This window comes from Vibrio sp. R12-SG2-ISO1, from assembly GCF_059834045.1.
Genome location: NZ_JCBDGO010000010.1, coordinates 157,986 through 180,431, shown reverse-complemented (window position 1 = coordinate 180,431; position 22,446 = coordinate 157,986). Strand labels below are relative to the sequence as shown.

Below are 22,446 nucleotides of genomic sequence, written 5' to 3'. Positions count from 1 at the left end.
GTCGCTTAGAGTCAATTATCACATGCAAAGTTTGCAAATATTATGCAATCGATATCAATGGGCAAAAAGCATCCAACCCCAGAGAAAATGGGTGAAATTTTATTACATTTGAAGTGACTAACGACGAAAGATTGCTCTGCTCGAGAGGAAAGTCACCGAGCAGAGCGACGTGTCTGTTTTTAGAAACAGTATTTGTACATGGCTTTTGACAGTACATCTATGGTCGGATCGATAAAATCGAAGGCGAGGAATTCATCGGGCTGGTGGGCTTGGTCAATCGAGCCGGGGCCAAGCACCAAGGTCGGACATAACTGCTGCAAAAACGGCGCTTCGGTGCAGTAGTTGACCGTTTCAGCGTCCATGCCACAAATGGACTCCATACCACCAATAAACGGGTGATCATGTTGACACTCATAACCCAGGATCGGCTCATGCAGCGGCGTGATTTCAATTCGGCCGGGCCATTTGGCTTCGACGTCTTTCAGTGCGCCGCGCAGCATGTTGTCGAGGCCATCCAAACTGATACCGGGCAGCGGTCTCACGTCATAATGCAGTTCGCAGCAGCCACAGATGCGATTGGCGCTGTCGCCGCCGTGGATGTGACCCAGATTGAGAGTCGGGCTCGGAATCGCAAACCCTGGGTGATGATACTCTTTGATCAGTTTGTCGCGCAGTTGCATCAGCGCGTACAACACTTCATGCATGATTTCGATGGCGTTGACACCAAGCGCAGGGTCGGAAGAGTGGCCCGATTTACCGGTCACGCGCACGGCATTGGCGACGTGCCCTTTGTGGCCACGAATAGGCACTAAACTGGTTGGCTCGCCGATGATGCAGTAGTCCGGTTTAAATGGGGCGTGTTCAGTGAAATGACGAGCGCCGAGCATGGTCGTCTCTTCATCACATGTGGCTAAGATGTAGAGCGGTTTGCTTTGTTTGCTCCAGTCGACCTTTTTTACCGCTTCAATAATAAAGGCAAAAAAGCCTTTCATATCGGCTGTACCTAAACCGTAGAAACGGTTGTTGTCTTCTGTTAGGGCGTGAGGGTTGTAGTTCCAGCGTCCTTCATCAAATGGCACCGTATCGCTGTGTCCGGCCAGCAATAAGCCGCCTTCTCCTGAGCCTTTCTTTGCCATCAGGTTGAACTTGCCCGGTTCGACTTGCGTGACTTCGACCTGAAAGCCGATGTCTTTGAGCCAGTCTGCGAGCTTTTCAATGACTTGCTGATTGCCTTCATCCCAGCGTGGGTCAGTCGAGCTGATGGATGAGGTAGAAATAAGGCCGCGGTAGACCTCGATAAAGCTAGGTAATTGCATATTTAGTTCGCATTCCCTGTTGACATAATTCTATTAAGAAGGTAAAACACATAATAAATCACTTTTAATGAATAAAAAACCGTTAAAAGCTAAAGTTTGTAAATTTATAGTCACTCTTTGGGTGGCGTTTTTAACCCAATTATGGATGTCGAGATGCTAAAAACCACAATCATCGGTGCCAGCGGCTACACAGGCGCAGAATTGGCGCTCATGGTGCAAAAACACCCAGAGCTTACGCTAGCAGGTTTATATGTGTCCGCCAATAGCGTCGATGCAGGTAAGAGCATTGCGACACTGCACCCCAAGTTACAAGGTTTAGTGACCGAGCCAGTGCAGCCGCTCGTTGACGTGGCAAAGGTTGGCAAAGAGAGCGACGTGGTTTTTCTTGCGACTGCCCATGAAGTCAGCCACGATTTAGCCGCGCCATTGCTTGAGCAAGGTTGCCAGGTGTTTGATCTCTCGGGCGCCTTTCGGGTCAAAAAAGAGGGTTTCTACAGTGAGTTCTATGGTTTTGAGCATCAGTTCGAACAGCTGCTAGAAAATGCCACCTATGGTCTTGCGGAGTGGAATGAGCCAGGCATTAAACAGAGCCAGCTTATTGCGGTGCCGGGTTGTTATCCCACAGCGTCACAACTTGCCATCAAGCCACTATTGCAATCTGGGTTAGTTGATACAACTCAGTGGCCAGTCATCAATGCGACAAGTGGTGTGTCGGGCGCGGGGCGCAAAGCCTCACTGACGAGCAGCTTTTGTGAAGTGAGTCTTCAGCCTTATGGCGTGTTTACACACCGCCACCAACCGGAAATTGCCACTCATCTGGGTTGTGATGTGATCTTCACCCCTCATCTGGGCAATTTTAAACGTGGGATTCTGGCGACCATCACCATGAAGCTAGCGTCTGGTGTGACGGCTGAGCAAGTGGCACAAGCGTTTACTAACGCCTATCAGAACAAACCGGCCGTTCGTCTGCACACGACGACACTGCCTTCGATTCAGAACGTCGAAAATACACCTTTCTGCGATATTGGCTGGAAGGTTCAGGGCGAGCACATCATTGTCGTATCGGCGATTGATAACTTGCTCAAAGGCGCATCGAGTCAAGCGATGCAATGTTTAAACATCCACTACGGATATCCCGAGTTAACTGCCCTTGTTTAGTCTCAATCGTTAAGGTTGAAACTGAGTCATCAAGCGGTAGAGGTAAGAGTAATGACAGAGAACAATCAAACGCCATTAGTGATCAAATTAGGCGGTGCGGCACTTTCTTGCACCGAGACGCTCAGCCAAGTGTTTGGCGCCATCGCTAATTACCAAACTCAGGCGCAGCGACGAATTGTGATCGTCCACGGCGGCGGATACTTAGTGGACGATCTTATGGCCAAGCTCAATCTTGAAACGGTCAAAAAACAGGGTCTACGTGTGACGCCTTATGACCAAATTCCTGTCATTGCGGGTGCATTGGCTGGTACGGCCAACAAGCTACTGCAAGGGCAAGCGATTAAAGATGGCCTGAATGCAGTAGGGTTGAGCTTAGCCGATGGCGGTTTGTGTCAGGTTCAAGAGTTGGATCCGGAACTCGGCGCGGTAGGCAAAGCATCACCTGGCGATTCTACCGTGTTGCAAGCGATTTTGGCGACGGGCGCACTGCCGATCATCAGCTCGATTGGCTTGACGCAAGACGGCCAGTTGATGAACGTGAATGCCGACCAAGCGGCGGTCGCAGTGGCTGGCGCACTGGATGCAGAATTGGTGTTGTTGTCAGATGTGAGTGGTGTACTGGATGGTAAAGGCCACCTCATCAAAAGCTTAGATGAAGAGAAAGCACAAAGCCTGATCAAAGGCCAAGTGATCACCGATGGCATGATCGTCAAAGTCAACGCAGCGTTGGAAGCGGCGAATGACTTAGGTCGTCCGATTGAAGTAGCGACATGGCGCTACCCAGAAAAGCTCGTTGAGCTGTTCGCTGGGCAAAGCATCGGCACTCAGTTTTTACCTAAGCCATAAACACAAAGAGATTTATGCAGTGACGTGTGGTCACTGCCAAACAAACACAGGGCGTCCGCTTGATTTGATGCGCGGCACCAAAGCAGATTAATCACCCAGCGCTAGGGCCATACGCCGCGCTGGATGTTGGAGAGAATAAAATGAGCAAAGTACAAGTAAACAAAGTCGTCGTCGCCTACTCTGGTGGTCTTGATACCTCAGTGATTATCCCGTGGCTAAAAGAGAACTATGACTGTGAAGTGGTCGCGTTTGTCGCTGATGTCGGCCAAGGTGAAGAAGAGTTGGTTGGCATCGAAGAAAAAGCGAAAGCATCCGGTGCGTCTGAGTGTTACGTGGTCGATCTCAAAGAAGAGATGGTGGCGGAGTACATCTACCCAACGCTGAAAACCGGCGCATACTACGAAGGTAAGTACTTGCTCGGCACCTCAATGGCTCGTCCTATCATTGCCAAAGCGCAAGTTGAGATTGCACGTAAAGTCGGTGCAGATGCCTTGTGTCACGGCTGTACCGGTAAAGGTAACGACCAAGTGCGTTTCGAAGGCGCGTTTGCTGCGCTCGCCCCTGACTTGCAAGTGATTGCGCCGTGGCGTGAGTGGGACTTGGTCAGCCGTGAAGAGTGTCTGGATTACCTAGCCGAGCGCAATATCCCTTGTAGTGCGTCGCTGACTAAAATCTACTCGCGTGATGCTAACGCTTGGCACATCTCAACCGAAGGTGGTGTGCTAGAAGATACTTGGAATGCACCAAACGAAGATTGCTGGGTATGGACCGTTGACCCTGAGCAAGCGCCTAACGAAGCGGAATACGTCACCCTCAAAGTAGAAAAGGGCGAAGTGGTGGCGGTTGATGGTGAAACTATGACGCCATACAACGCACTGGTTTACCTCAATGAAAAAGGTGCGAAGCACGGTGTGGGTCGTATCGACATCGTTGAGAACCGTTTGGTTGGCATGAAGTCTCGCGGCTGTTACGAAACTCCGGGAGGCACCATCATGATGGAAGCGCTGCGTGCGGTTGAGCAACTGGTGCTGGATAAAGCGTCATTTGAGTTCCGCGAAGAGCTGGGCCTCAAAGCATCACACCTTGTGTACGATGGTCGCTGGTTCACACCACTGTGTAAGTCTATCCTAGCGGCGTCTGAAGAGTTGGCGCAGGATGTCAATGGCGAGGTGGTTGTGAAACTGTACAAAGGTCAAGCAACGGTAACGCAGAAGCGTTCGGACAACAGCCTTTACAGCGAAGAGTTTGCGACCTTTGGCGAAGATGAAGTGTACGACCAAAGCCACGCAGGCGGATTCATTCGTCTCTACTCACTATCGAGCCGTATCCGCGCTTTGAACAGTCAGAAAAAATCGTAATCGATCTTCCTGAACTGTCTTGTTATCTTACTCAAGCCCATCTGAAAAGATGGGCTTGTTTCGTTACAGGCGATAGAAAATAACCATGAATAAATATGTAAAAATAATGAATTAATACTTTATTTTTGTCTGAATTTGCCGTAACGTTGACCCATCAAAAAAATACTGAATTCCATTCAGAGATTGTTTTAGCAAACGCGCTGTCAAACGCACAGTGAGCACTGGTAATCAGGAGAAACGCAATGGCATTATGGGGCGGAAGATTTACCCAAGCAGCAGATACAAGATTCAAAGAATTCAATGATTCATTGCGTTTTGATTACCGATTGGCAGAGCAAGATATCGTCGGCTCTATCGCGTGGTCGAAAGCGCTGCTTTCTGTCAACGTATTAAGTGAAGAAGAGCAGCAGAAATTAGAGCTGGCGTTAAACGAGCTTAAGCTTGAAGTGATGGAAGACCCGCACCAGATCTTGCGTTCAGATGCGGAAGATATCCACTCTTGGGTAGAGCAGCAGCTGATCAGCAAAGTCGGCGATCTGGGTAAAAAACTGCACACGGGCCGTTCACGTAACGACCAAGTCGCCACTGACCTCAAACTCTGGTGTCGTCAACAAGGCCAGCAACTGCTAATGGCGCTGGATCGTCTGCAAGCGCAAATGGTCTCTGTCGCCAAACAACATCAAGCCACCGTATTGCCGGGTTACACGCACCTGCAACGTGCGCAACCTGTCACATTTGCCCACTGGTGTTTAGCCTACGTGGAGATGTTTGAGCGCGACTACTCACGTCTGCATGATGCGATTGAACGTCTTGATACTTGCCCGCTGGGCTCCGGTGCGTTGGCGGGAACGGCTTACCCGATTGATCGTGAAGTGTTGGCGCATAATTTGGGCTTTCGCCGTGCCACGCGTAACTCCCTCGACTCAGTCTCTGACCGCGATCATGTGATGGAGCTGATGTCTGTCGCTTCGATTTCCATGCTGCACTTGTCGCGTCTGGCAGAAGATATGATTTTCTACAACTCAGGTGAATCCAATTTCATCGAGTTGGCTGATACCGTCACCTCCGGCTCATCTTTGATGCCGCAGAAGAAAAACCCTGATGCACTCGAATTGATTCGTGGCAAAACAGGTCGCGTCTATGGCTCGTTAGCCGGGATGATGATGACCGTCAAAGCCTTGCCTCTGGCTTACAACAAAGACATGCAAGAAGACAAAGAAGGTCTGTTTGATGCACTCGACACCTGGAACGATTGCATGGAAATGGCCGCACTCTGTTTTGATGGCATTAAAGTCAACGGTGAGCGCACCTTGGAAGCGGCGAAGCAAGGGTATGCAAACGCCACCGAATTGGCCGACTACTTGGTTGCCAAAGGCATTCCATTCCGTGAAGCGCACCACATTGTTGGCGTTGCTGTGGTGGGCGCGATTGAGAAAGGCTGCGCCCTTGAAGAGCTATCATTAGATGAGCTCAAAGCCTTCTCTGCGGTGATTGAGAACGATGTGTATGACATTCTCACCATCGAATCGTGTCTAGAGAAACGCAGTGCGCTTGGCGGTGTGTCACCGAAGCAAGTAGCGTACGCCGTTGAGCAGGCGGAAGGCCGTTTGATCAAGCGCGACAACAACACCGTTAATGTGCGACCTGCACGTTTGACCGACATTGAAGCGCTGGAAGGCATGGTGACCTACTGGGCGAACATGGGTGAGAACTTACCGCGTTCACGTAATGAACTGGTGAGAGATATCGGCTCGTTTGCGGTGGCGGAACATCACGGAGAAGTGACTGGCTGCGCCTCACTCTACGTCTACGATTCTGGTTTGGCCGAGATTCGCTCATTAGGGGTGGAAGCGGGCTGGCAAGGTCAGGGACAGGGCAGTGCGATTGTTCAGTACCTGGTAGAGAAAGCACGCCAAATGGCAATCAAGAAAGTCTTTGTGCTGACGCGTACCCCAGAGTTCTTCATGAAGCAGAGCTTCTTGCCGACCTCAAAATCACTGTTACCAGAGAAAGTGCTCAAAGATTGCGAGCAGTGCCCGCGTCAACATGCCTGTGATGAGGTCGCTCTAGAGGTGAATTTGGTCGAGCAGCCGATTGCCCGCGTCAACGTTGCGTAACTTATGTCTCTCAATCAAGACGGCTTAATATATGCAATTTAATGAACCGCTGCTAAGCAAGGCGATATAAGCGGTTGAAACCCAAGGCGATAAAAAAGATCAAAAAAGATCGTTATCGTATGGGAACTTCTAAGAGAAAGTCCGGTCTATTAAAGTACCACTGCTTTTTCTTAGAAGAATCTAAGAGAGCCCCAAGACTAAGATTGGTTTTGGGGCTTTTTTCTATCTAGCCCCTGCGCAGCCGGGCTGCGAGCTATCCATGACTCTCTTGATGAATGTCGCTAAGAATGTATCGAAGAATACGTTCATGCCCAAAGTATCAAGATCAATGCTCCCACTGAGATGTTCGCTATTTTTTGTTGCGTTTCTGCCAAGGGATAACAATGAACTTTACCCAAATATGCAGCGCTAATAAGCCATTAAAGGCAAAGCCCGCCACCAGTAACGCGATGGATTCAATACTTTTCGGTTGTTCACGAAACAAGAACCACCACGCAACCCAACAGGCGACAGACAACACCGTGAGTTGATCCATGCAGCGCTGGCATCGGCCGATCTTTTTCCAAAACCAATGTTGATTGCAATAGGGGCAGGCCATCTGGGTCACTCGAGCAATAAGGGAAGCCAGATAATAAAAAAGCACCGGCCGTTTGGCTAGTGCTTTACTGATAGTAAGTGAGTAAGAGGAAGTGATCCCCCGACCCACGTCTGGGCCGGGAGATCGAGGGCTCAGTGAATGATCAAGACTCTAAAGTGGCTAAGTAGTGATCCAACTCTTCGCTACCGCCGATGTGTTTACCGCCGATAAAAATTTGTGGCACTGTGGCTCGTCCAGTAATCGCACGCAAGCTCACAGTGGTGGCGTCTTTGCCTAAGATCACCTCTTCGTATTGCAGATCATGGTCGATCAAGGCTTGTTTGGCTTTGACACAAAACGGACAGCCGGGTTTGGTAAATACCGTGATGGACTCTTGCGTCTTATAGCTTGGCGCGACGTATTTAAGCATGGTGTCTGCGTCAGAGACTTTGAACGGGTCACCTGGCTCGTCTGGCTCGATGAACATTTTGTCAATGACGCCATCTTTGACCAACATGCTGTAGCGCCAAGAACGGTGGCCAAAGCCAAGCTCTGATTTGTTGACCAACATGCCCATGCCTTGGGTGAATTCGCCGTTACCGTCTGGAATAAAGGTGATGTTGTCTGCCTCTTGGTCGTTTTTCCACGCGTTCATTACAAAGGTGTCGTTGACAGACAAGCAGACAATCTCATCGACGCCATGCTCTTGGAATACCGAGAACAGCTCGTTGTAGCGTGGCAGGTGACTTGAAGAACACGTTGGCGTAAAAGCGCCCGGCAAGCTAAACACAATCACGGTTTTATTGCGAAATAGTTCGTCAGTGGTGACGTTGACCCAGGTGTCGCCCTGACGGGTAGGAAACGTAAGGTTTGGAACAGTCTGACCTTCTTTTGATACCAACATAGATGCCCTCTAATAATGTGGTTAGCAAGCCCATTCGGCTTGGTGTTCTCAATTTGTGGGTCCAGTATCGTAAAACTCCTTTGATAGCTCCAATCGTTTGATATAATTGTATCAATAGTTAAAATCTATAAAAAACTCACAGGAGAATCCCTGCGCATGAATATTCGAGATTTTGAGTATGTTGTTGCCTTGGCGGAACATAAACATTTTCGAAAAGCCGCCGAAGCGTGTTTTGTCAGTCAGCCGACCTTAAGTGGGCAGATCCGTAAGCTTGAAGATGAACTCGGCACTGTGTTGCTCGAGCGCAGCAGTCGCCGCGTGTTGTTTACCGATTCTGGCTTACAGTTGGTCGAGCAAGCCAAGCGGATTCTTAGTGAAGTGAAAACCTTCAAGGATATGGCCAGTGGGCAAAGCGGCGCCATGACAGGCCCAATGCACATCGGTTTTATTCCCACCGTCGGTCCTTACATCTTGCCGAAAATCGTTCCGACGCTGAAAGAGCGTTTCCCTGAGCTTGAGCTGTTTCTTCATGAGGCACAAACTCAGCAGCTAGTGCGTCAGTTGGAAGAGGGCAAGCTGGATTGTTTGGTCTTGGCATCAGTGGCAGAAACCGCACCTTTCAAAGAGATTCCTGTGTATGAAGAGCCGCTCAGTGTGGCGGTGCCGTGTGACCATGAGTGGGCAAAGTTGGAAGAGTTGGACATGTTGGAGCTCAATGGCAAGACGGTATTAGCGCTCGGTGATGGTCACTGTTTACGTGACCAAGCACTCGGCTTTTGTTTCGCGGCCGGAGCCAAAGATGATGAGCGTTTTAAAGCCACCAGCCTTGAAACCCTGAGAAACATGGTGGCAGCCGGAGCCGGTATCACCTTACTGCCGCAGTTGTCTATTCCGCACGAAAAGCAAAAAGATGGCGTGTGTTACGTCAAGGCGGTCAATCCTGTGCCGTCACGGACGATAGTGGTGGCCTATCGCCCAGGCTCGCCACTAAGAGAGCGGTTTGAGCTGTTGGCGAAAACCATCAAAGAGAAGTTAGTCATCGACTAACACTCAGTACAAACTAAAAAGGGATGGCGCGCGCCATCCCTTTCTCTTCCTCTCTATCAAACCGATTAGAACAGCTCTTCTCCTTCACTGTTCGATGAGTAGATAGAGGGACCTAAATCTTCACTGACGTATTTGGTCGGCTCCGTACCTTCGAGGAAATACTCGAACATCGCACTGGCGTCAAAACGGTTGGTCAGCAGACCAGAATCTCGGTCAATTCGCACGCGCACAATGCTTTCAGGGATCGTTTTGTCCTGCTCTGGTACGCCATTCAACGCCACTTTCATAAAGTCCACCCATGCTGGCTGCGCGGTTTTCGCGCCTGACTCTGCGCCTGAGATCGGATTTTGCGCTAAGTTGGCGTTCGGCGTTGTGCGGCCGAGTGTACGGTTGTGGTCATCAAATCCAACCCAAGCAATCGCCACCATGCCTGGGCCGTAACCGTTATACCAGGTATCTTTGGAGTCGTTGGTGGTTCCGGTTTTACCGCCCACATCGCGCCGCTCAAGTTGCTGAGCGCGCCAACCAGTGCCGTTCCAGCCAGTTCCTTCGCGCCAGTTACCACCGCCCCAGATGTTGCTGTACATCATCTCACGCATTAAAAATGCCGTTTGTTCGGAGATAACTTGCGGTGCGTATTGCACCGCATCGCTGATGGGCAACTCAACATCTTGCTCGTTGAAGTCGTTGATTGTCGCGGTGTTTGAATCAGTTTGAGGCGATGTGCTCGCGGTCTCAGTATCACAGCCTGCGCGGCAGACGATTTTCGGATTGGCGGCAAACTCGGGTTCACCAAACGGACCTTCTACCTTACTGATGTAGAAAGGTTCTACATAGTAACCACCGTTGGCAAACACGGAATAGCCTTGAGCCATCTTAACCGGAGTTAAACTGCCGGCACCCAAGGCAATGGTTTCAGAGCGAGGTAGTTGCTCAATATCAAAACCAAAACGGGTCAGGTACTCGCGGGTCTCATCAAGACCGACTTCACGCAGCACGCGCACCGCCATCACGTTTTTCGATTGCGCCAGACCGATACGTAGGCGTGTCGGGCCGGTGTAGGTCGGCGGTGAGTTTTTCGGACGCCACGCCGTGCCTTGGCTGCGATCCCACTGGTTGATGGGGGCATCGTTGATCAAGCTGGCTAAGGTTAAGCCTTTGTCGAGCGCCGCGGAATAGATGAAAGGTTTGATACTTGAGCCAACCTGACGAACCGACTGGGTCGCACGGTTAAACTTGTTATGGACGAAGTTAAAGCCACCGACCAGTGATAGGACTGCGCCGTTTTCAGGGTTCATGGCCACAAAAGCGGTATTGGCGTTAGGGACTTGGCTGAGCTGCCATGTCGCGCTGTTATCGTCGACGGCGACCTGACGGACCCAAATTTGTTCGCCGACAGTCACGACATCACCGGCTTTACTCGGCGCGGGACCTTGACGCTCATCGGTCAAAAAGCGGCGTGCCCATTTAAGGCCGTCCCAGTTTAAGGTCTGCTCACCGCTGCCTTTCACCCATACGGTGGCTTGCTTCGCCGCCACATCCAATACCACGGCGGGCGTTAATTGGCCGTAGGTCGGCACCTTGTTTAATGCCTCTTCGATAGCTTGAGTCGACAATGGCGCCGCGCTGGGTTTCCACAACACGGTTTCCGCGCCGCGGTAACCGTGACGCTCGTCATAAGCGAGTAGGTTATTGATGGCCGAGTCATTGGCGGCGGCTTGCAGCTTCGAGTCTACGGTTGTGTAGACGTTCATCCCCGAGGTGTAGGCGTCTTCACCGTAGCGAGCCACCATCCACGCGCGCGCCAGTTCCGCCACATATGGAGCGCTCAATTCGATATCGGCGCTGTGGTAGCGTGCCACGATCGGCTCTTCTCTCGCTTGGTCGTACTCTTGCTGCGTAATGTAGTTTTCGCTCAGCATACGGCCAAGAACCACGTTACGACGATTCGTCGCACGTTCAAGCGAGTAGATAGGGTTCATCGTCGATGGGGCTTTAGGCATCCCCGCCAACGTCGCGAGCTCGCTCAGCGTGAGCTGCTGAAGATCTTTGCCAAAATAGACTTGCGCTGCGGCGCCAAAGCCGTAGGAGCGGTAGCCCAAGAAGATCTTATTGACGTAGAGCTCCATGATCTCTTGTTTAGATAGCAGCTGCTCGATGTGAATCGCGATAAAAATCTCTTTGATCTTACGCATGATCTTCTTCTCATTTGAGAGGAAGAAGTTACGCGCCAACTGCTGAGTAATGGTACTCGCCCCTTGTTTGGCCGAACCAGACATGGCCACCACGACCGCCGCTCGGGTAATACCGATCGGGTCGATACCTGGGTGATCGTAAAAGCGACTGTCTTCAGTGGCGATCAGGGCCTCAATCAAATGTTGAGGGATGTCGTCATAGCTGACCGGAATGCGCCGCTTCTCACCGAACTGAGAAATCAGTTTGCCGTCTTGGCTGAACACCTGCATCGGTGTTTGCAGTTCCACATCTCGAAGAGTGGCGACGTCGGGGAGGTCCGGTTTGACATAAAAATAGAAACCGAAAATTGTACCGACTCCAAGAATCATGCAAACCAATGTAAAAATGAATAATCGCTTTATGAACTTCACCGGAGAATTCCTGAAATTATAGGTCGCTAATATGCAAACCCTTGTACTGTAAGCTGAAACTTTAGCTCATGCTTTTTCTTAGTGCTTATTAAACCATCAATTCAGTAAGCGCGCGAGCTAAGCATTTCAATAGGGAGCAACGCGGTATGGGTAGAACATTGGTTACAGGCATAGACATCGGCCGTTACAGCATTAAAGCCGTGGTGCTCAAGCCTGTTAAAGACACATTCGCCTTGGTGGGTTATCACGAGATCCCCATTGAGGCGGACATATTCTCTGATAATCACCTGCTCAATTATCAGAAAATTGTAAAGAAACTCAAAGAACTAAGAAAGGGGTTGCCACTATTTAGTCGCAAGGCCGCTTTGTGCGTGCCCGACAACGCCGTAATTAGCAAGGTATTACAAATAGATAGCGAACTTTCCGGTTCTGAAAGAGAGTTCGCTATCTTTCAGGCCTTTTCTCATCAATCGCCATTTCCAGTCGAAGAGCTGAATTTAGACTTTGTTGCGATAGACCCACAAGCGCAGCGCCATGCCACTGCCAGTTACCAAGTGTTTGCGACTCGCAAAGAGCTGGTCGATAGCCGCGTTGACGCCACCAGCAAAGCTGGCTTTGAGCCTGTGCTACTTGATGTGCAAGCTTACGGTTTGACGCAAATATGGCACGAGGCCGCGCGTATTCAGCAGCGCAAAAACTGGCTGCTGCTCGATGTCGGTTTTACTCAAGCCTCAGTGTGCATTGATGTATGGGACAAACCGCCCTTGTGCAAAGAGTTCCCTGTTGGCACACAAAGTGTGATTAATCACCCGAGCGAGTCCCTTGAAAGCGGTGAGCAACGTTTTGTCCGAGAGGTAATGGATAAGTTGCAGCGCCACATTCAACTGGTCTCGTCGATGAGCAATCGGGAGATTGAGGGCGTCTGGCTTACCGGTGGTGCGGCGTGCGACCCTCAATTGCAGGTGCTGTTGCAAGATGCGGTGGTAAACCGTTTACAGCTCAAGTTTGAATCGCTCGATCCTTTGGCGCTATTTCAAGGCGCGAGCAAAGTCCAAGGCGCAAGCAAAGGCAACAAGAAGCCGGGCTTTGCCTTTGCCACCGCTGCGGGACTGGCACTAAGAGGCCTTCAGTGGATGGAGAATCGCCATGCTGCATAGTCTCAATTTGTTGCCTTGGCGAGAGGCGCTCAAGGCGCGTCATCGACGCCGATTTTTCTCGCTGGTTGTGCTCGGCGTGCTTCTCGCTAGCGGTGTCCAATGGGGCGCGGGGGCGTATCTCGACTATCAAAAAGGGTTGCAGCAGCAGAGGTTGGATTACCTCAATCGCTACATTGCGAGCCTCGACAAGCAAATTGACAACCTAAAACAAGTGGAAAAAGAGCACTCAGCGTTATTGACCCGACTTTCGGTGGTTGAGGAGTTGCAACAGCAGCGCAATAAAACCACCGATTTCATGAACCTCATCCCTGCGATGATCCCGCAAGGTGTGTATGTCGACAAGATCAAGATGAATGGTCAGCAACTAGAGGTGTCAGGCATCAGTGATACCACCTCGCGACTGGCGACCATGCTCGACAATTTAGAAAAGTCTTCTCAGCTCAGTAACGTAGAAATGCACTCGATTGTGCTGGGTAAACAACGTTTTGGTAAACAGTTTCAGACTTTTCACGTCTCGTTTTCTCTGCTCAATCAAGATGACGCGAATCGACAAGGAGCGCAGTGATGGCCAGTTACACCGATTTGGATTTTGAAGAGTTACCCGAATGGCCGTTGTTGCCGCAACTGGGCGTCATTGCAGTCTTGATTTTGTTGCTGCAGGGAGTGGGGTACTGGTTTTACTTGAAACCGAGTAACGAGCAGTTGCAACGGCAAATCGACAAAGAGCAAGTGCTCAAAACCACGGCCACCATCAAGGCGAACAAAGTGGCGGCGCTGCCGCAGTTAAAAGTGCAGTTGGATGAGCTTTCACAGCGCTACGACTATTTATCACGCCAACTGCCGGTACAGAAAGAGCTGGCGAGCATGTTGGCTGCCGTCAATGAGCAAGGGTTGAAGCACTCACTCACCTTTACTCGCATCGATTGGGGTGAAAAGCAAAATAAAGAGTTTCTCTACCGCTTGCCTCTCAATATCGAACTGACGGGCGATTACCACAATATTGGCCAGTTCTCACAGGCGATCGCGCAGTTACCGCGCATCATCAATTTTGACGATGTCGATTGGCAGCGGGTCAGCCAAGAGAGCAGTACGCTGCACTTTCGTGTGCGCGCTTACACCTACCAATTTAAACCGGAGGTGAAAGATGAACAATAATCGCCGTCTCTCATGCTCGACATGGGGAGCGCTGATGGGCTGCGCTTTGTTACTCGTCGGATGTAAAGCCAATCAAGCGCCGTTGGATCAATTTCGTCAGCAGATCGAGTCAAGCGCGCGTCATCAAGTGGCCTCGCTGGCACCGGTACTTGAGTTCAAGGCCAGTGCCTATCAAGCGCACGATCTGAGAGAGCCATTTGTCCTGCCTAAAGTGGCCATCGCGATGAACCAACCCGTCGCCAAGGTGGATTGTTGGCAGCCCGAGCCTCGGCGCAAAAGTGGTCGTTTGGAGCGTTACCCCATTAGCAAACTGCGTCTGACCGGTGTGATGAGCAGTCAAGGCGCGATTTCTGCTCTGATTCAGGTGCCGACGGGCGAAGTGATTAAAGCGACGCGCGGCCAATACATTGGCGTCAACAACGGAAAAATAACCAAAGTAACCCAGAGTTACCTAACGATAAATGAGACTTTGCCAGATGGCTTAGGTTGCTGGAATACCCGCAACGTCAAACTGGCGCTTAAATAGATGTTAATAATTGAGATGAAATCATGGTGAAAGGACTCCTCCCCCCAAGAAAACACACGCGGTTTACCTGTGGCTTAATGGCCTTATGGTTGCTTGTCTTTAGCAGCGCCGTGTTGGCGACGAGCAATGAACCCAACCGTCTGGTGGACATCGACTTTCGAGTGGATAAACAGCAACACGCCAAAATCATTGTGCAGTTGCAAAGCCCAAAGGTCGCGGTGGATTTACAAAAAGCGCAAGAGGGGCTGAGCATTGAGCTGCTCAATACCCAGGTACCCGATGACAAGCTGTATGTACTCGATGTCAAAGACTTTTCCACCCAGGTGAAGTCAATCGAAGTGTTTCGCAAACAGCCAAGCACGCTATTGATTGCCGATATCGAAGGTGAGTACAGCTACGACTATAGCCTCAATGGCAGTTACCTTGAGGTCTTAGTTAAAAAAGTGAGCAAAGAGGAGGCGGCAAAACCGGTCAACATCATGGAAAAGGAAGGCAAAACCATTTCGATTAACTTCCAAGATATTCCAGTGCGCAACGTTTTGCAGCTCATCGCTGATTACAACCAGTTCAACTTGGTGGTGTCCGACTCCGTCAAAGGCAACTTAACGCTGCGTCTTGATGGTGTACCTTGGCAGCAGGTGCTCGACATCATCTTACAAGTGAAAGGGCTCGATAAGCGCGTGGATGGCAATGTCGTGCTGGTGGCGCCTAAAGCCGAGTTAGATCTGCGGGAAAAAGAGGCGCTTGAAAAAGCGCGCTTAGAGGCGGAGCTTGGCGAACTTAGCTCGGAGATCATCAAAGTGAAGTTTGCCAAAGCGTCGGACATTGCCGATATGATTGGCGGCGAGAGTGCGATGAGCATGCTCTCAGAGCGAGGTTCACTCAGTATTGATGAGCGAACTAACGCCTTACTGATCCGTGATTTAAAAGAGAACATCGATGTGGTGCGAGAAATAGTGGAATCGCTCGATGTGCCCGTCAAGCAAGTGCAAATTGAAGCGCGGATTGTGACCGTTAACGAGGGTAACCTGGATGAGCTTGGCGTGCGTTGGGGCTTTACCTCGACCAATGGCAATAATACCGTGGGTGGAAGCATTGAGAGCAACTTGTACCAGCGAGGCTTGCTTGATCAAGATACGCTGCCCGTGGATGACTTTTTGAACGTCAACTTAGGGGCAACGGCGGCCAATGCCTCGTCAATCGCGTTTCAAGTCGCCAAATTGGGCTCAGGGACGCTGCTCGATCTCGAGTTATCTGCGATGCAGAGTGAATCGAAAGCGGAGGTGATCTCCAGCCCTCGTTTGATCACCACCAATAAAAAGCCCGCCTATATCGAGCAAGGAACGGAAATTCCCTATCTTGAGTCCTCTTCGAGTGGCGCCACCAGTGTGACCTTTAAAAAGGCGGTATTGAGTTTGAAAGTCACGCCACAAATCACGCCAGACAACCGCTTGGTGTTGGATTTGAGTGTCACGCAAGATAGGCCGGGTCAAGTGGTGAAAACCGGCACGGGTGAGGCAGTGGCGATCGATACGCAGCGCATCGGTACACAAGTGCTGGTGGAGAACGGCGAAACGGTCGTGCTGGGCGGCATTTTTCAACATAGTGTGACGGATTCTGTCGATAAGGTGCCGTTATTGGGGGATTTACCTCTACTTGGGGCGCTATTTAAGCGAAGTTACCAGAAAATGGGCAAAAGTGAGCTGCTGATCTTTGTTACGCCTAAGGTCGTCTTGCAATAAGATGAGGCGTTATTATTAAGCTTAAGTAAAAATAGTTTGCATTAGTGGCACCAGATCTAGATAATTTCGGGTCTTATCACGAATTATCTGTGAGGAATCGGTGCCACAAGCACTTTCTTGGCAAGTTTTATACTGGCCTCTCTTGTGGCGATGTCATTGAATTAACGTTGTAAATTACTGCTAAACATGGCTGAAAAACGCAATATTTTCCTTGTTGGCCCAATGGGCGCCGGCAAAAGCACCATTGGTCGTCATCTCGCTCAACAACTTCATATGGAGTTTGTTGATTCTGACACTGAAATTGAAGAGCGCACTGGCGCAGATATCGCATGGGTATTTGACGTTGAAGGTGAAGACGGTTTCCGAGCGCGCGAAGAAAAAGTGATCGAAGACCTAACTCAAGAACAAGGTATTGTTCTGGCAACCGGTGGTGGCTCAATTAAGAGCAAAGAAAACCGTAATCGTCTCTCTGCACGTGGCATTGTTGTTTACCTAGAAACAACGATCGAAAAACAGCTTGCCCGTACAAACCGTGACAAAAAACGTCCGCTGCTTCAAACGGACAAACCACGTGAAGTTCTTGAAGCTTTGGCCGCGGAACGTAACCCACTTTATGAAGAAATTGCGGATTACACGGTCCGTACTGACGATCAAAGTGCAAAAGTGGTAGCCAACCAGATCGTAAAAATGCTAGAAGAAGGTTAACAGCCACTCTTTATTCGCATTTGGAGATTCCCATGGAACGGATTACGGTCAGCTTAGGCGAACGTAGCTATCCCATTTCGATTGGTGCCGGATTGTTTCGCGATCCGGCCCAACTTTCCCTTCTTAAAGCTAAGCAAAAAGTCGTGGTGATTACGAATGTCACCGTTGAACCTCTTTATGCTGAGACTCTTCTAGCCCAACTGGCCGAGCTCGATTGCGACGCGTCAGTGTTGGCACTGCCTGATGGCGAACAATACAAATCGCTAGAGACATTCAACACCGTCATGACCTACCTACTGGAAGGCAACACTGCGCGCGATGTGGTGCTCATTGCCCTCGGCGGCGGGGTGATCGGTGATTTGGTTGGCTTTGTGGCGGCCTGTTATCAGCGCGGGGTGGATTTCATTCAGATCCCGACGACCTTGCTTTCTCAAGTCGACTCATCGGTGGGCGGAAAAACCGCCGTTAACCACAAGCTTGGCAAGAACATGATCGGCGCATTCTACCAGCCTAAAGCGGTGATCATTGACACCGACTGTTTGGCATCCTTGCCCGAGCGAGAGTTTGCCGCGGGTATGGCGGAAGTGATCAAATACGGCATCATCTACGATCACGATTTCTTTGTCTGGTTGGAAGAGAACCTCGATGCGCTGTACGCGTTAGATCAACAAGCACTCACTTACGCCATTGCGCGTTGCTGCCAAATCAAAGCGGAAGTGGTGGCGCAAGATGAGAAAGAATCTGGAATTCGCGCGTTGTTGAATCTAGGTCATACATTTGGTCATGCGATTGAGGCTGAGTTAGGGTATGGTAATTGGCTCCACGGTGAAGCGGTCTCTTCGGGTACCGTGATGGCTGCAAAAACAGCTCAGCTTCAAGGGCTTATTGATGAGCAGCAAGTGGAGAGAATTGTCTCTATACTAAAAAGAGCCAAGCTGCCAATCCACACACCAGACAGCATGTCATTTGATGACTTTATCAAACACATGATGCGCGATAAGAAAGTGCTTTCTGGTGAATTGAGATTGGTTCTACCGACCAGTATTGGCAGTGCCGATGTGGTGAAAGGTGTCCCAGAGTCCGTGTTACGAGACGCAATCGACTATGGGCGCACGCTGTAATTGATTGAACTGTGGCGCAGTGGCTTAGGTCGCTGCGCACTCTACGTCTTAGGATGATGCAATGAGCTCCCCGCGTGTTTTGGAGTTAGACTCTCAAACTGAGTTGCTGGAACGCCTGCAACTGCTGACTAACTTTGGATCCAACCTCGTCACCATTGGTGGCGAAAGTGGTGCGGGCAAAACTTGGCTTGCGCAGCGATTTTTAGAGGCGTGGTCGCCAGACAAAAACCAATCTCTGCTTTTGTGTCACCCCAATCAGGACGAATCTCAACGACGCCTTACCGTCCTCTCTCAGCTTTTTTCTGAACCTCTGTTTAACCCTGCAGACGCCTTGTCTGAATCCTTTATTCGCTTAATGGAGGGGGAGCGCTGTGACGTGTTGATCGCCATCGACGACGCGCACTTGCTGAGTGAGTCGTTCATTTCAGAACTGTGGATGTTAGTCCTTGAGGCGCAAGAGCGCCCACAGTGGAACGTTAATGTGGTGCTCTTTGCGGCATCCAATAGCCTTGAGCCTTTGTTAACGCGATTGAGTTACGGCCAAGAGCATAAACCAATAGATTTTGATATCGAGCCGCTTTCTGAGCACGAAGCGGAACGATTTTTTGAGCACCTCGTGATTCGATATGTCGAAGACGACATGGAAAAACGAGTGAGAAATGCATACCGCAGTGTCGCGCGTCGGCCCGGTAAAATTATGGCGCTAGGGGAGCAGAAAGTGGAAAAAAGGATCATTATCCGCTCGATTGTCGCATCACCGTTGAATATGGCGTTGGTGATTATTGTCCTGTTATTGCTGATCGGCGGTGGTTACTGGTGGTTGATGAATCAGCCCACCCCAGATGAGAAAGCCCAGCAAATCAGTCAAAACTTGGAGCAAACGGTCATTCCAACTCTGCCCGAAACGCCCGCTCCAGACTCGCAAACGAGTGAAGCGAAGACCGTCGAGCCTGAGCCGGTGACCGATCCCTCTCTGACCAATGCCGAGGATGACTCTGCGTCTTTGCCACCAAGCGTGACCAGTGAAGTGTCGAGTGTCGGCAATCCTGATGATACCCATCAGCGTGTGGTCATCACTTCTGAAGTGGTGGATGCTTTGCTTGAAGGTAAACCAGAACAGGCCGATACGACGCCGATTGATGAGGTGGTGGAAGCATCGATTCCCGAGTCTGACCCCCAAGCTGAACAAGAGAGCGCACCTCAAGCAGACGCGCAGCCAGAGCCAGAGGTGGTGATCCGTTTCTCCTTCACCAAAGATGAATTGAAAAGCTTTTCGCCACGCAGCTACACCTTGCAGCTGGCGGCAGTGAACAGCTTAGAAGAGGTGCAGCGCTTTATTGATACACACCAATTGGCCAATCAAGTCTTCATTTACCCTACGGTCAGAAGCGGGGTGGAGTGGTTTATTGTCACTTACCAAAACTACCCCACCATTCAACTGGCGCGAGATGCGGTGCAGACGCTTCCTGAGGCTTTGCAACAGCTTGACCCATGGGCAAAATCGCTCGGTCAGGTGCAGAGCGAGTTGGAGAGAGTCGAATAACGACGATTTGTTCGCGTCATTCGCAGTTGCGTAGGCAAGTGCTTTGGTCGGGGCGGTAAATATGATACATTCCGCCCCCTTATTTTGTGGTTGATAAATAGAGCAGTAGATGAAGAAGCAGCGAGCCTTCCTCAAGTGGGCAGGTGGAAAATACGGTCTGGTCGAAGATATCCAACGCTACCTGCCTGAAGGTCGTAAGTTGGTTGAACCGTTCGTTGGTGCTGGTTCAGTGTTTCTCAATACGGATTATGAGCAGTACCTGCTGGCAGACATCAACCCTGATCTCATCAATCTCTACAATCTGCTCAAAGACAACCCTGAGAGCTACATCCCTGAGGCGAAGCGCTGGTTTACCCCAGAGAACAATCGCAAAGAAGCCTATTTGGCGATCCGCGCCGAGTTTAACCAAAGTGATGACACCTTCTATCGCTCTCTTGCATTTTTGTATATGAACCGTTTCGGTTTTAACGGCCTGTGTCGTTACAACAAAAAAGGCGGCTTCAATGTACCGTTTGGTTCGTACAAAAAGCCTTACTTCCCAGAAGCTGAGTTGGAGTTTTTTGCCGCGAAAGCCAAGAAGGCTACCTTTGTCTGTGAGGGCTACGCCGAGACATTCAAACGCGCGCGCAAGGGCAGTGTGGTTTATTGCGATCCGCCTTATGCGCCGCTGTCGATGACCGCCAACTTTACCTCTTACGCGGGCAATGGCTTTTCACTCGATGATCAAGCCGCCTTGGCTGATGTCGCTGAGCGTGCGGCCAAAGAGCGTGGTATCTCCGTGTTGATTTCTAACCACGACACTACGCTCACCAGACGCCTATATCACGGCGCGCAGTTGAATGTGGTCAAGGTTAAACGGACCATCAGCCGCAATGGGGCAGGGCGCAATAAAGTCGATGAGCTGCTCGCCCTGTTCCAACCAGGCGAAAGCAAATAGCCACTGTATTCCTACCGCCAGCTTAGGTAGAATTGCGCAACGATTATTCAGCGCAACCTAACAGAGGTCAGGTATGAAAGATTTTCTTATTGCTCCATCCATTTTGTCGGCCGATTTTGCTCGCCTTGGTGAGGACGTCGAAAAGGTGCTCGCCGCCGGTGCCGATGTGGTTCACTTTGATGTGATGGACAACCACTACGTACCTAACCTGACGTTTGGCGCACCTATTTGCCAAGCGCTGCGTGACTATGGCATCACCGCCCCTATTGATGTGCACTTGATGGTAAAGCCCGTGGATCGCATCATCCCGGACTTTGCTAAGGCGGGGGCATCAATGATCACTTTCCATATCGAAGCCTCTGAACACGTAGACCGCACACTGCAACTGATCAAAGAGCATGGCTGTCAGGCGGGTGTGGTGCTCAATCCTGCAACGCCACTGGCTCACCTTGAGTACATCATGGATAAAGTCGATCTGATCCTATTGATGTCAGTAAACCCTGGGTTTGGTGGTCAATCGTTCATTCCTCACACGCTAGATAAACTGCGTGCCGTTCGCGCTATGATTGATAAATCAGGCCGTGACATTCGTTTAGAAATTGATGGTGGAGTGAAGGTGGATAACATTCGTGAAATCGCAGAAGCGGGCGCGGATATGTTTGTCGCCGGTTCCGCCATTTTCAATCAGCCGGATTACAAAGCCGTAATCGATGAGATGCGCGCTGAGCTGGCCAAAGTGAAGTCATAACTCAGTAATCCAATTCGGCTGTTTGCCCATATAAAGTGACCTGGCGGGTCAATCATGCCCGCCCTAAGAGTGACTAAAAAAGTCGCCGCTCAACCATTAGGAAGATTCATGAATGATATTAAAATGATCGCGTTCGATCTTGATGGCACCTTGCTCGACAGTGTGCCGGATCTCGCGGTTGCCGCCTCCGCGGCTGTCGAAGCGCTCGGTTATGCGCCGGTGACGGAAGAAGAGGTGCGTGATTACGTCGGTAACGGTGCCGATGTGTTGATTGGCCGCACCTTATCTCGCAGCTTAACGCTTGACCCCGATCTTGCCCCTGCGCTGTTAGTCAAAGCTCGTCACCTCTTTGATGACTTTTATGCCCAAGGTGGACACAAGCTGAGCCATCTTTACCCTCAAGTAAAAGAGACGTTAGCGGCGTTGCATGAGCAAGGTTTCACCCTAGCATTGGTGACAAACAAGCCGAGTAAGTTCGTGCCTGATGTGCTCGCACAGCATGGTATTGATCATTACTTCAGTGACATCATCGGCGGTGATACCTTCCCAGAAAAGAAACCCAACCCGATGGCGCTCAACTGGCTGCTTGAAAAGCACCACTGCGGTGCAAAACAGATGCTGATGGTCGGCGACTCGAAAAACGACATTCTTGCGGCGAAGAACGCAGGGTGTTACTCGTTTGGTTTGACCTACGGCTACAACCACGGCGAACCGATTTCCGACTCACAGCCGGACTACGTCGCCGATACCATCGCTGATTTACTCGAAGTGGTCGCGGTTTGCGCTTAAGCGCAACGAAATCGCTTCCAAAATACTCGTTAATGAGTACACTGGATAAACCGTGTCGGCGTCAGGCTGGGCGCGGTTTTTTCATTTATTAAGA

The 22,446-nt window shown here is 50.5% G+C and carries 20 protein-coding genes; 16 read left to right on the top strand and 4 right to left on the bottom strand.

Annotated elements, in window-relative coordinates; all coding sequences use genetic code 11:
* Positions 1 to 179 precede the first annotated feature (179 nt).
* Positions 180 to 1,316: an acetylornithine deacetylase gene (gene argE, locus AC6R10_RS09980; protein WP_500672131.1), complete on the bottom strand. Its 1,137-nt coding sequence runs from the start codon at positions 1,314 to 1,316 to the stop codon at positions 180 to 182.
* Positions 1,317 to 1,469: 153 nt separating this feature from the next.
* Between argE and argC the strand changes: the two genes are divergently transcribed.
* The 4 genes from argC (at position 1,470) to argH (ending at position 6,795) form a co-directional block, all read left to right on the top strand.
* Positions 1,470 to 2,474, top strand: a complete 1,005-nt coding sequence (gene argC / locus AC6R10_RS09975; protein ID WP_500631011.1) for an N-acetyl-gamma-glutamyl-phosphate reductase — start codon at positions 1,470 to 1,472, stop codon at positions 2,472 to 2,474.
* Between the two features lie 51 nt (positions 2,475 to 2,525).
* Positions 2,526 to 3,320, top strand: coding sequence for an acetylglutamate kinase (gene argB / locus AC6R10_RS09970; RefSeq protein ID WP_334555660.1), 795 nt, complete (start codon positions 2,526 to 2,528; stop codon positions 3,318 to 3,320).
* Between the two features lie 140 nt (positions 3,321 to 3,460).
* Entirely contained in the window at positions 3,461 to 4,678 is a 1,218-nt protein-coding gene (locus AC6R10_RS09965; RefSeq protein ID WP_334555659.1) for an argininosuccinate synthase, read from the top strand.
* Positions 4,679 to 4,920: 242 nt separating this feature from the next.
* Positions 4,921 to 6,795 carry an argininosuccinate lyase gene (gene argH / locus AC6R10_RS09960; RefSeq protein ID WP_500627051.1) on the top strand — a complete coding sequence of 625 codons (1,875 nt, stop codon included), beginning with the start codon at positions 4,921 to 4,923 and terminating at the stop codon, positions 6,793 to 6,795.
* A gap of 349 nt (positions 6,796 to 7,144) precedes the next feature.
* Here the strand turns inward: argH and AC6R10_RS09955 are convergent, their stop codons facing one another.
* Positions 7,145 to 7,393, bottom strand: coding sequence for a DUF3624 domain-containing protein (locus AC6R10_RS09955; RefSeq protein ID WP_487902579.1), 249 nt, complete (start codon positions 7,391 to 7,393; stop codon positions 7,145 to 7,147).
* 142 nt (positions 7,394 to 7,535) lie between these two features.
* Positions 7,536 to 8,276, bottom strand: a complete 741-nt coding sequence (locus AC6R10_RS09950; RefSeq protein ID WP_500672130.1) for a glutathione peroxidase — start codon at positions 8,274 to 8,276, stop codon at positions 7,536 to 7,538.
* 156 nt (positions 8,277 to 8,432) lie between these two features.
* Here AC6R10_RS09950 and oxyR point away from each other — a divergent pair, with 156 nt between their 5' ends.
* Positions 8,433 to 9,323 (top strand): DNA-binding transcriptional regulator OxyR, encoded by an 891-nt coding sequence (gene oxyR, locus AC6R10_RS09945; RefSeq protein WP_334555655.1) that lies wholly within the window; start codon positions 8,433 to 8,435, stop codon positions 9,321 to 9,323.
* 65 nt (positions 9,324 to 9,388) lie between these two features.
* Here oxyR and AC6R10_RS09940 read toward each other — a convergent pair whose 3' ends face one another.
* Positions 9,389 to 11,929: a penicillin-binding protein 1A gene (locus AC6R10_RS09940; RefSeq protein WP_500672129.1), complete on the bottom strand. Its 2,541-nt coding sequence runs from the start codon at positions 11,927 to 11,929 to the stop codon at positions 9,389 to 9,391.
* Between the two features lie 146 nt (positions 11,930 to 12,075).
* Here AC6R10_RS09940 and pilM point away from each other — a divergent pair, with 146 nt between their 5' ends.
* From pilM to AC6R10_RS09885, 11 genes are all read left to right on the top strand, one after another.
* Positions 12,076 to 13,086, top strand: a complete 1,011-nt coding sequence (pilM, locus tag AC6R10_RS09935) for a type IV pilus assembly protein PilM (protein WP_500637142.1) — start codon at positions 12,076 to 12,078, stop codon at positions 13,084 to 13,086.
* Entirely contained in the window at positions 13,076 to 13,651 is a 576-nt protein-coding gene (locus AC6R10_RS09930) for a PilN domain-containing protein (RefSeq protein WP_500627056.1), read from the top strand. The genes pilM and AC6R10_RS09930 overlap by 11 nt, the downstream gene beginning before the upstream one ends.
* Positions 13,651 to 14,241 carry a type IV pilus inner membrane component PilO gene (locus AC6R10_RS09925; protein ID WP_500672128.1) on the top strand — a complete coding sequence of 197 codons (591 nt, stop codon included), beginning with the start codon at positions 13,651 to 13,653 and terminating at the stop codon, positions 14,239 to 14,241. The genes AC6R10_RS09930 and AC6R10_RS09925 overlap by 1 nt, the downstream gene beginning before the upstream one ends.
* The gene (locus AC6R10_RS09920) at positions 14,231 to 14,767 is read left to right on the top strand and encodes a pilus assembly protein PilP (protein WP_500672127.1); all 537 of its coding nucleotides are present in this window, start codon (positions 14,231 to 14,233) and stop codon (positions 14,765 to 14,767) included. The genes AC6R10_RS09925 and AC6R10_RS09920 overlap by 11 nt, the downstream gene beginning before the upstream one ends.
* A 23-nt stretch (positions 14,768 to 14,790) precedes the next feature.
* The gene (locus AC6R10_RS09915) at positions 14,791 to 16,509 is read left to right on the top strand and encodes a type IV pilus secretin PilQ (RefSeq protein WP_500629654.1); all 1,719 of its coding nucleotides are present in this window, start codon (positions 14,791 to 14,793) and stop codon (positions 16,507 to 16,509) included.
* Between the two features lie 186 nt (positions 16,510 to 16,695).
* Positions 16,696 to 17,214 (top strand): shikimate kinase AroK, encoded by a 519-nt coding sequence (gene aroK, locus AC6R10_RS09910; protein WP_334555649.1) that lies wholly within the window; start codon positions 16,696 to 16,698, stop codon positions 17,212 to 17,214.
* Positions 17,215 to 17,246: 32 nt separating this feature from the next.
* Positions 17,247 to 18,335 carry a 3-dehydroquinate synthase gene (gene aroB / locus AC6R10_RS09905; protein ID WP_334555648.1) on the top strand — a complete coding sequence of 363 codons (1,089 nt, stop codon included), beginning with the start codon at positions 17,247 to 17,249 and terminating at the stop codon, positions 18,333 to 18,335.
* A gap of 61 nt (positions 18,336 to 18,396) precedes the next feature.
* Positions 18,397 to 19,878 carry an SPOR domain-containing protein gene (locus tag AC6R10_RS09900; RefSeq protein WP_500672126.1) on the top strand — a complete coding sequence of 494 codons (1,482 nt, stop codon included), beginning with the start codon at positions 18,397 to 18,399 and terminating at the stop codon, positions 19,876 to 19,878.
* Positions 19,879 to 19,987: 109 nt separating this feature from the next.
* Positions 19,988 to 20,815 carry a Dam family site-specific DNA-(adenine-N6)-methyltransferase gene (locus AC6R10_RS09895; protein ID WP_500672125.1) on the top strand — a complete coding sequence of 276 codons (828 nt, stop codon included), beginning with the start codon at positions 19,988 to 19,990 and terminating at the stop codon, positions 20,813 to 20,815.
* Positions 20,816 to 20,888: 73 nt separating this feature from the next.
* Positions 20,889 to 21,563 (top strand): ribulose-phosphate 3-epimerase, encoded by a 675-nt coding sequence (gene rpe, locus AC6R10_RS09890; RefSeq protein ID WP_487902589.1) that lies wholly within the window; start codon positions 20,889 to 20,891, stop codon positions 21,561 to 21,563.
* A 108-nt stretch (positions 21,564 to 21,671) separates the two neighbouring features.
* Positions 21,672 to 22,352 (top strand): phosphoglycolate phosphatase, encoded by a 681-nt coding sequence (locus AC6R10_RS09885; RefSeq protein ID WP_500672124.1) that lies wholly within the window; start codon positions 21,672 to 21,674, stop codon positions 22,350 to 22,352.
* The last annotated feature ends 94 nt before the right edge of the window (positions 22,353 to 22,446 follow it).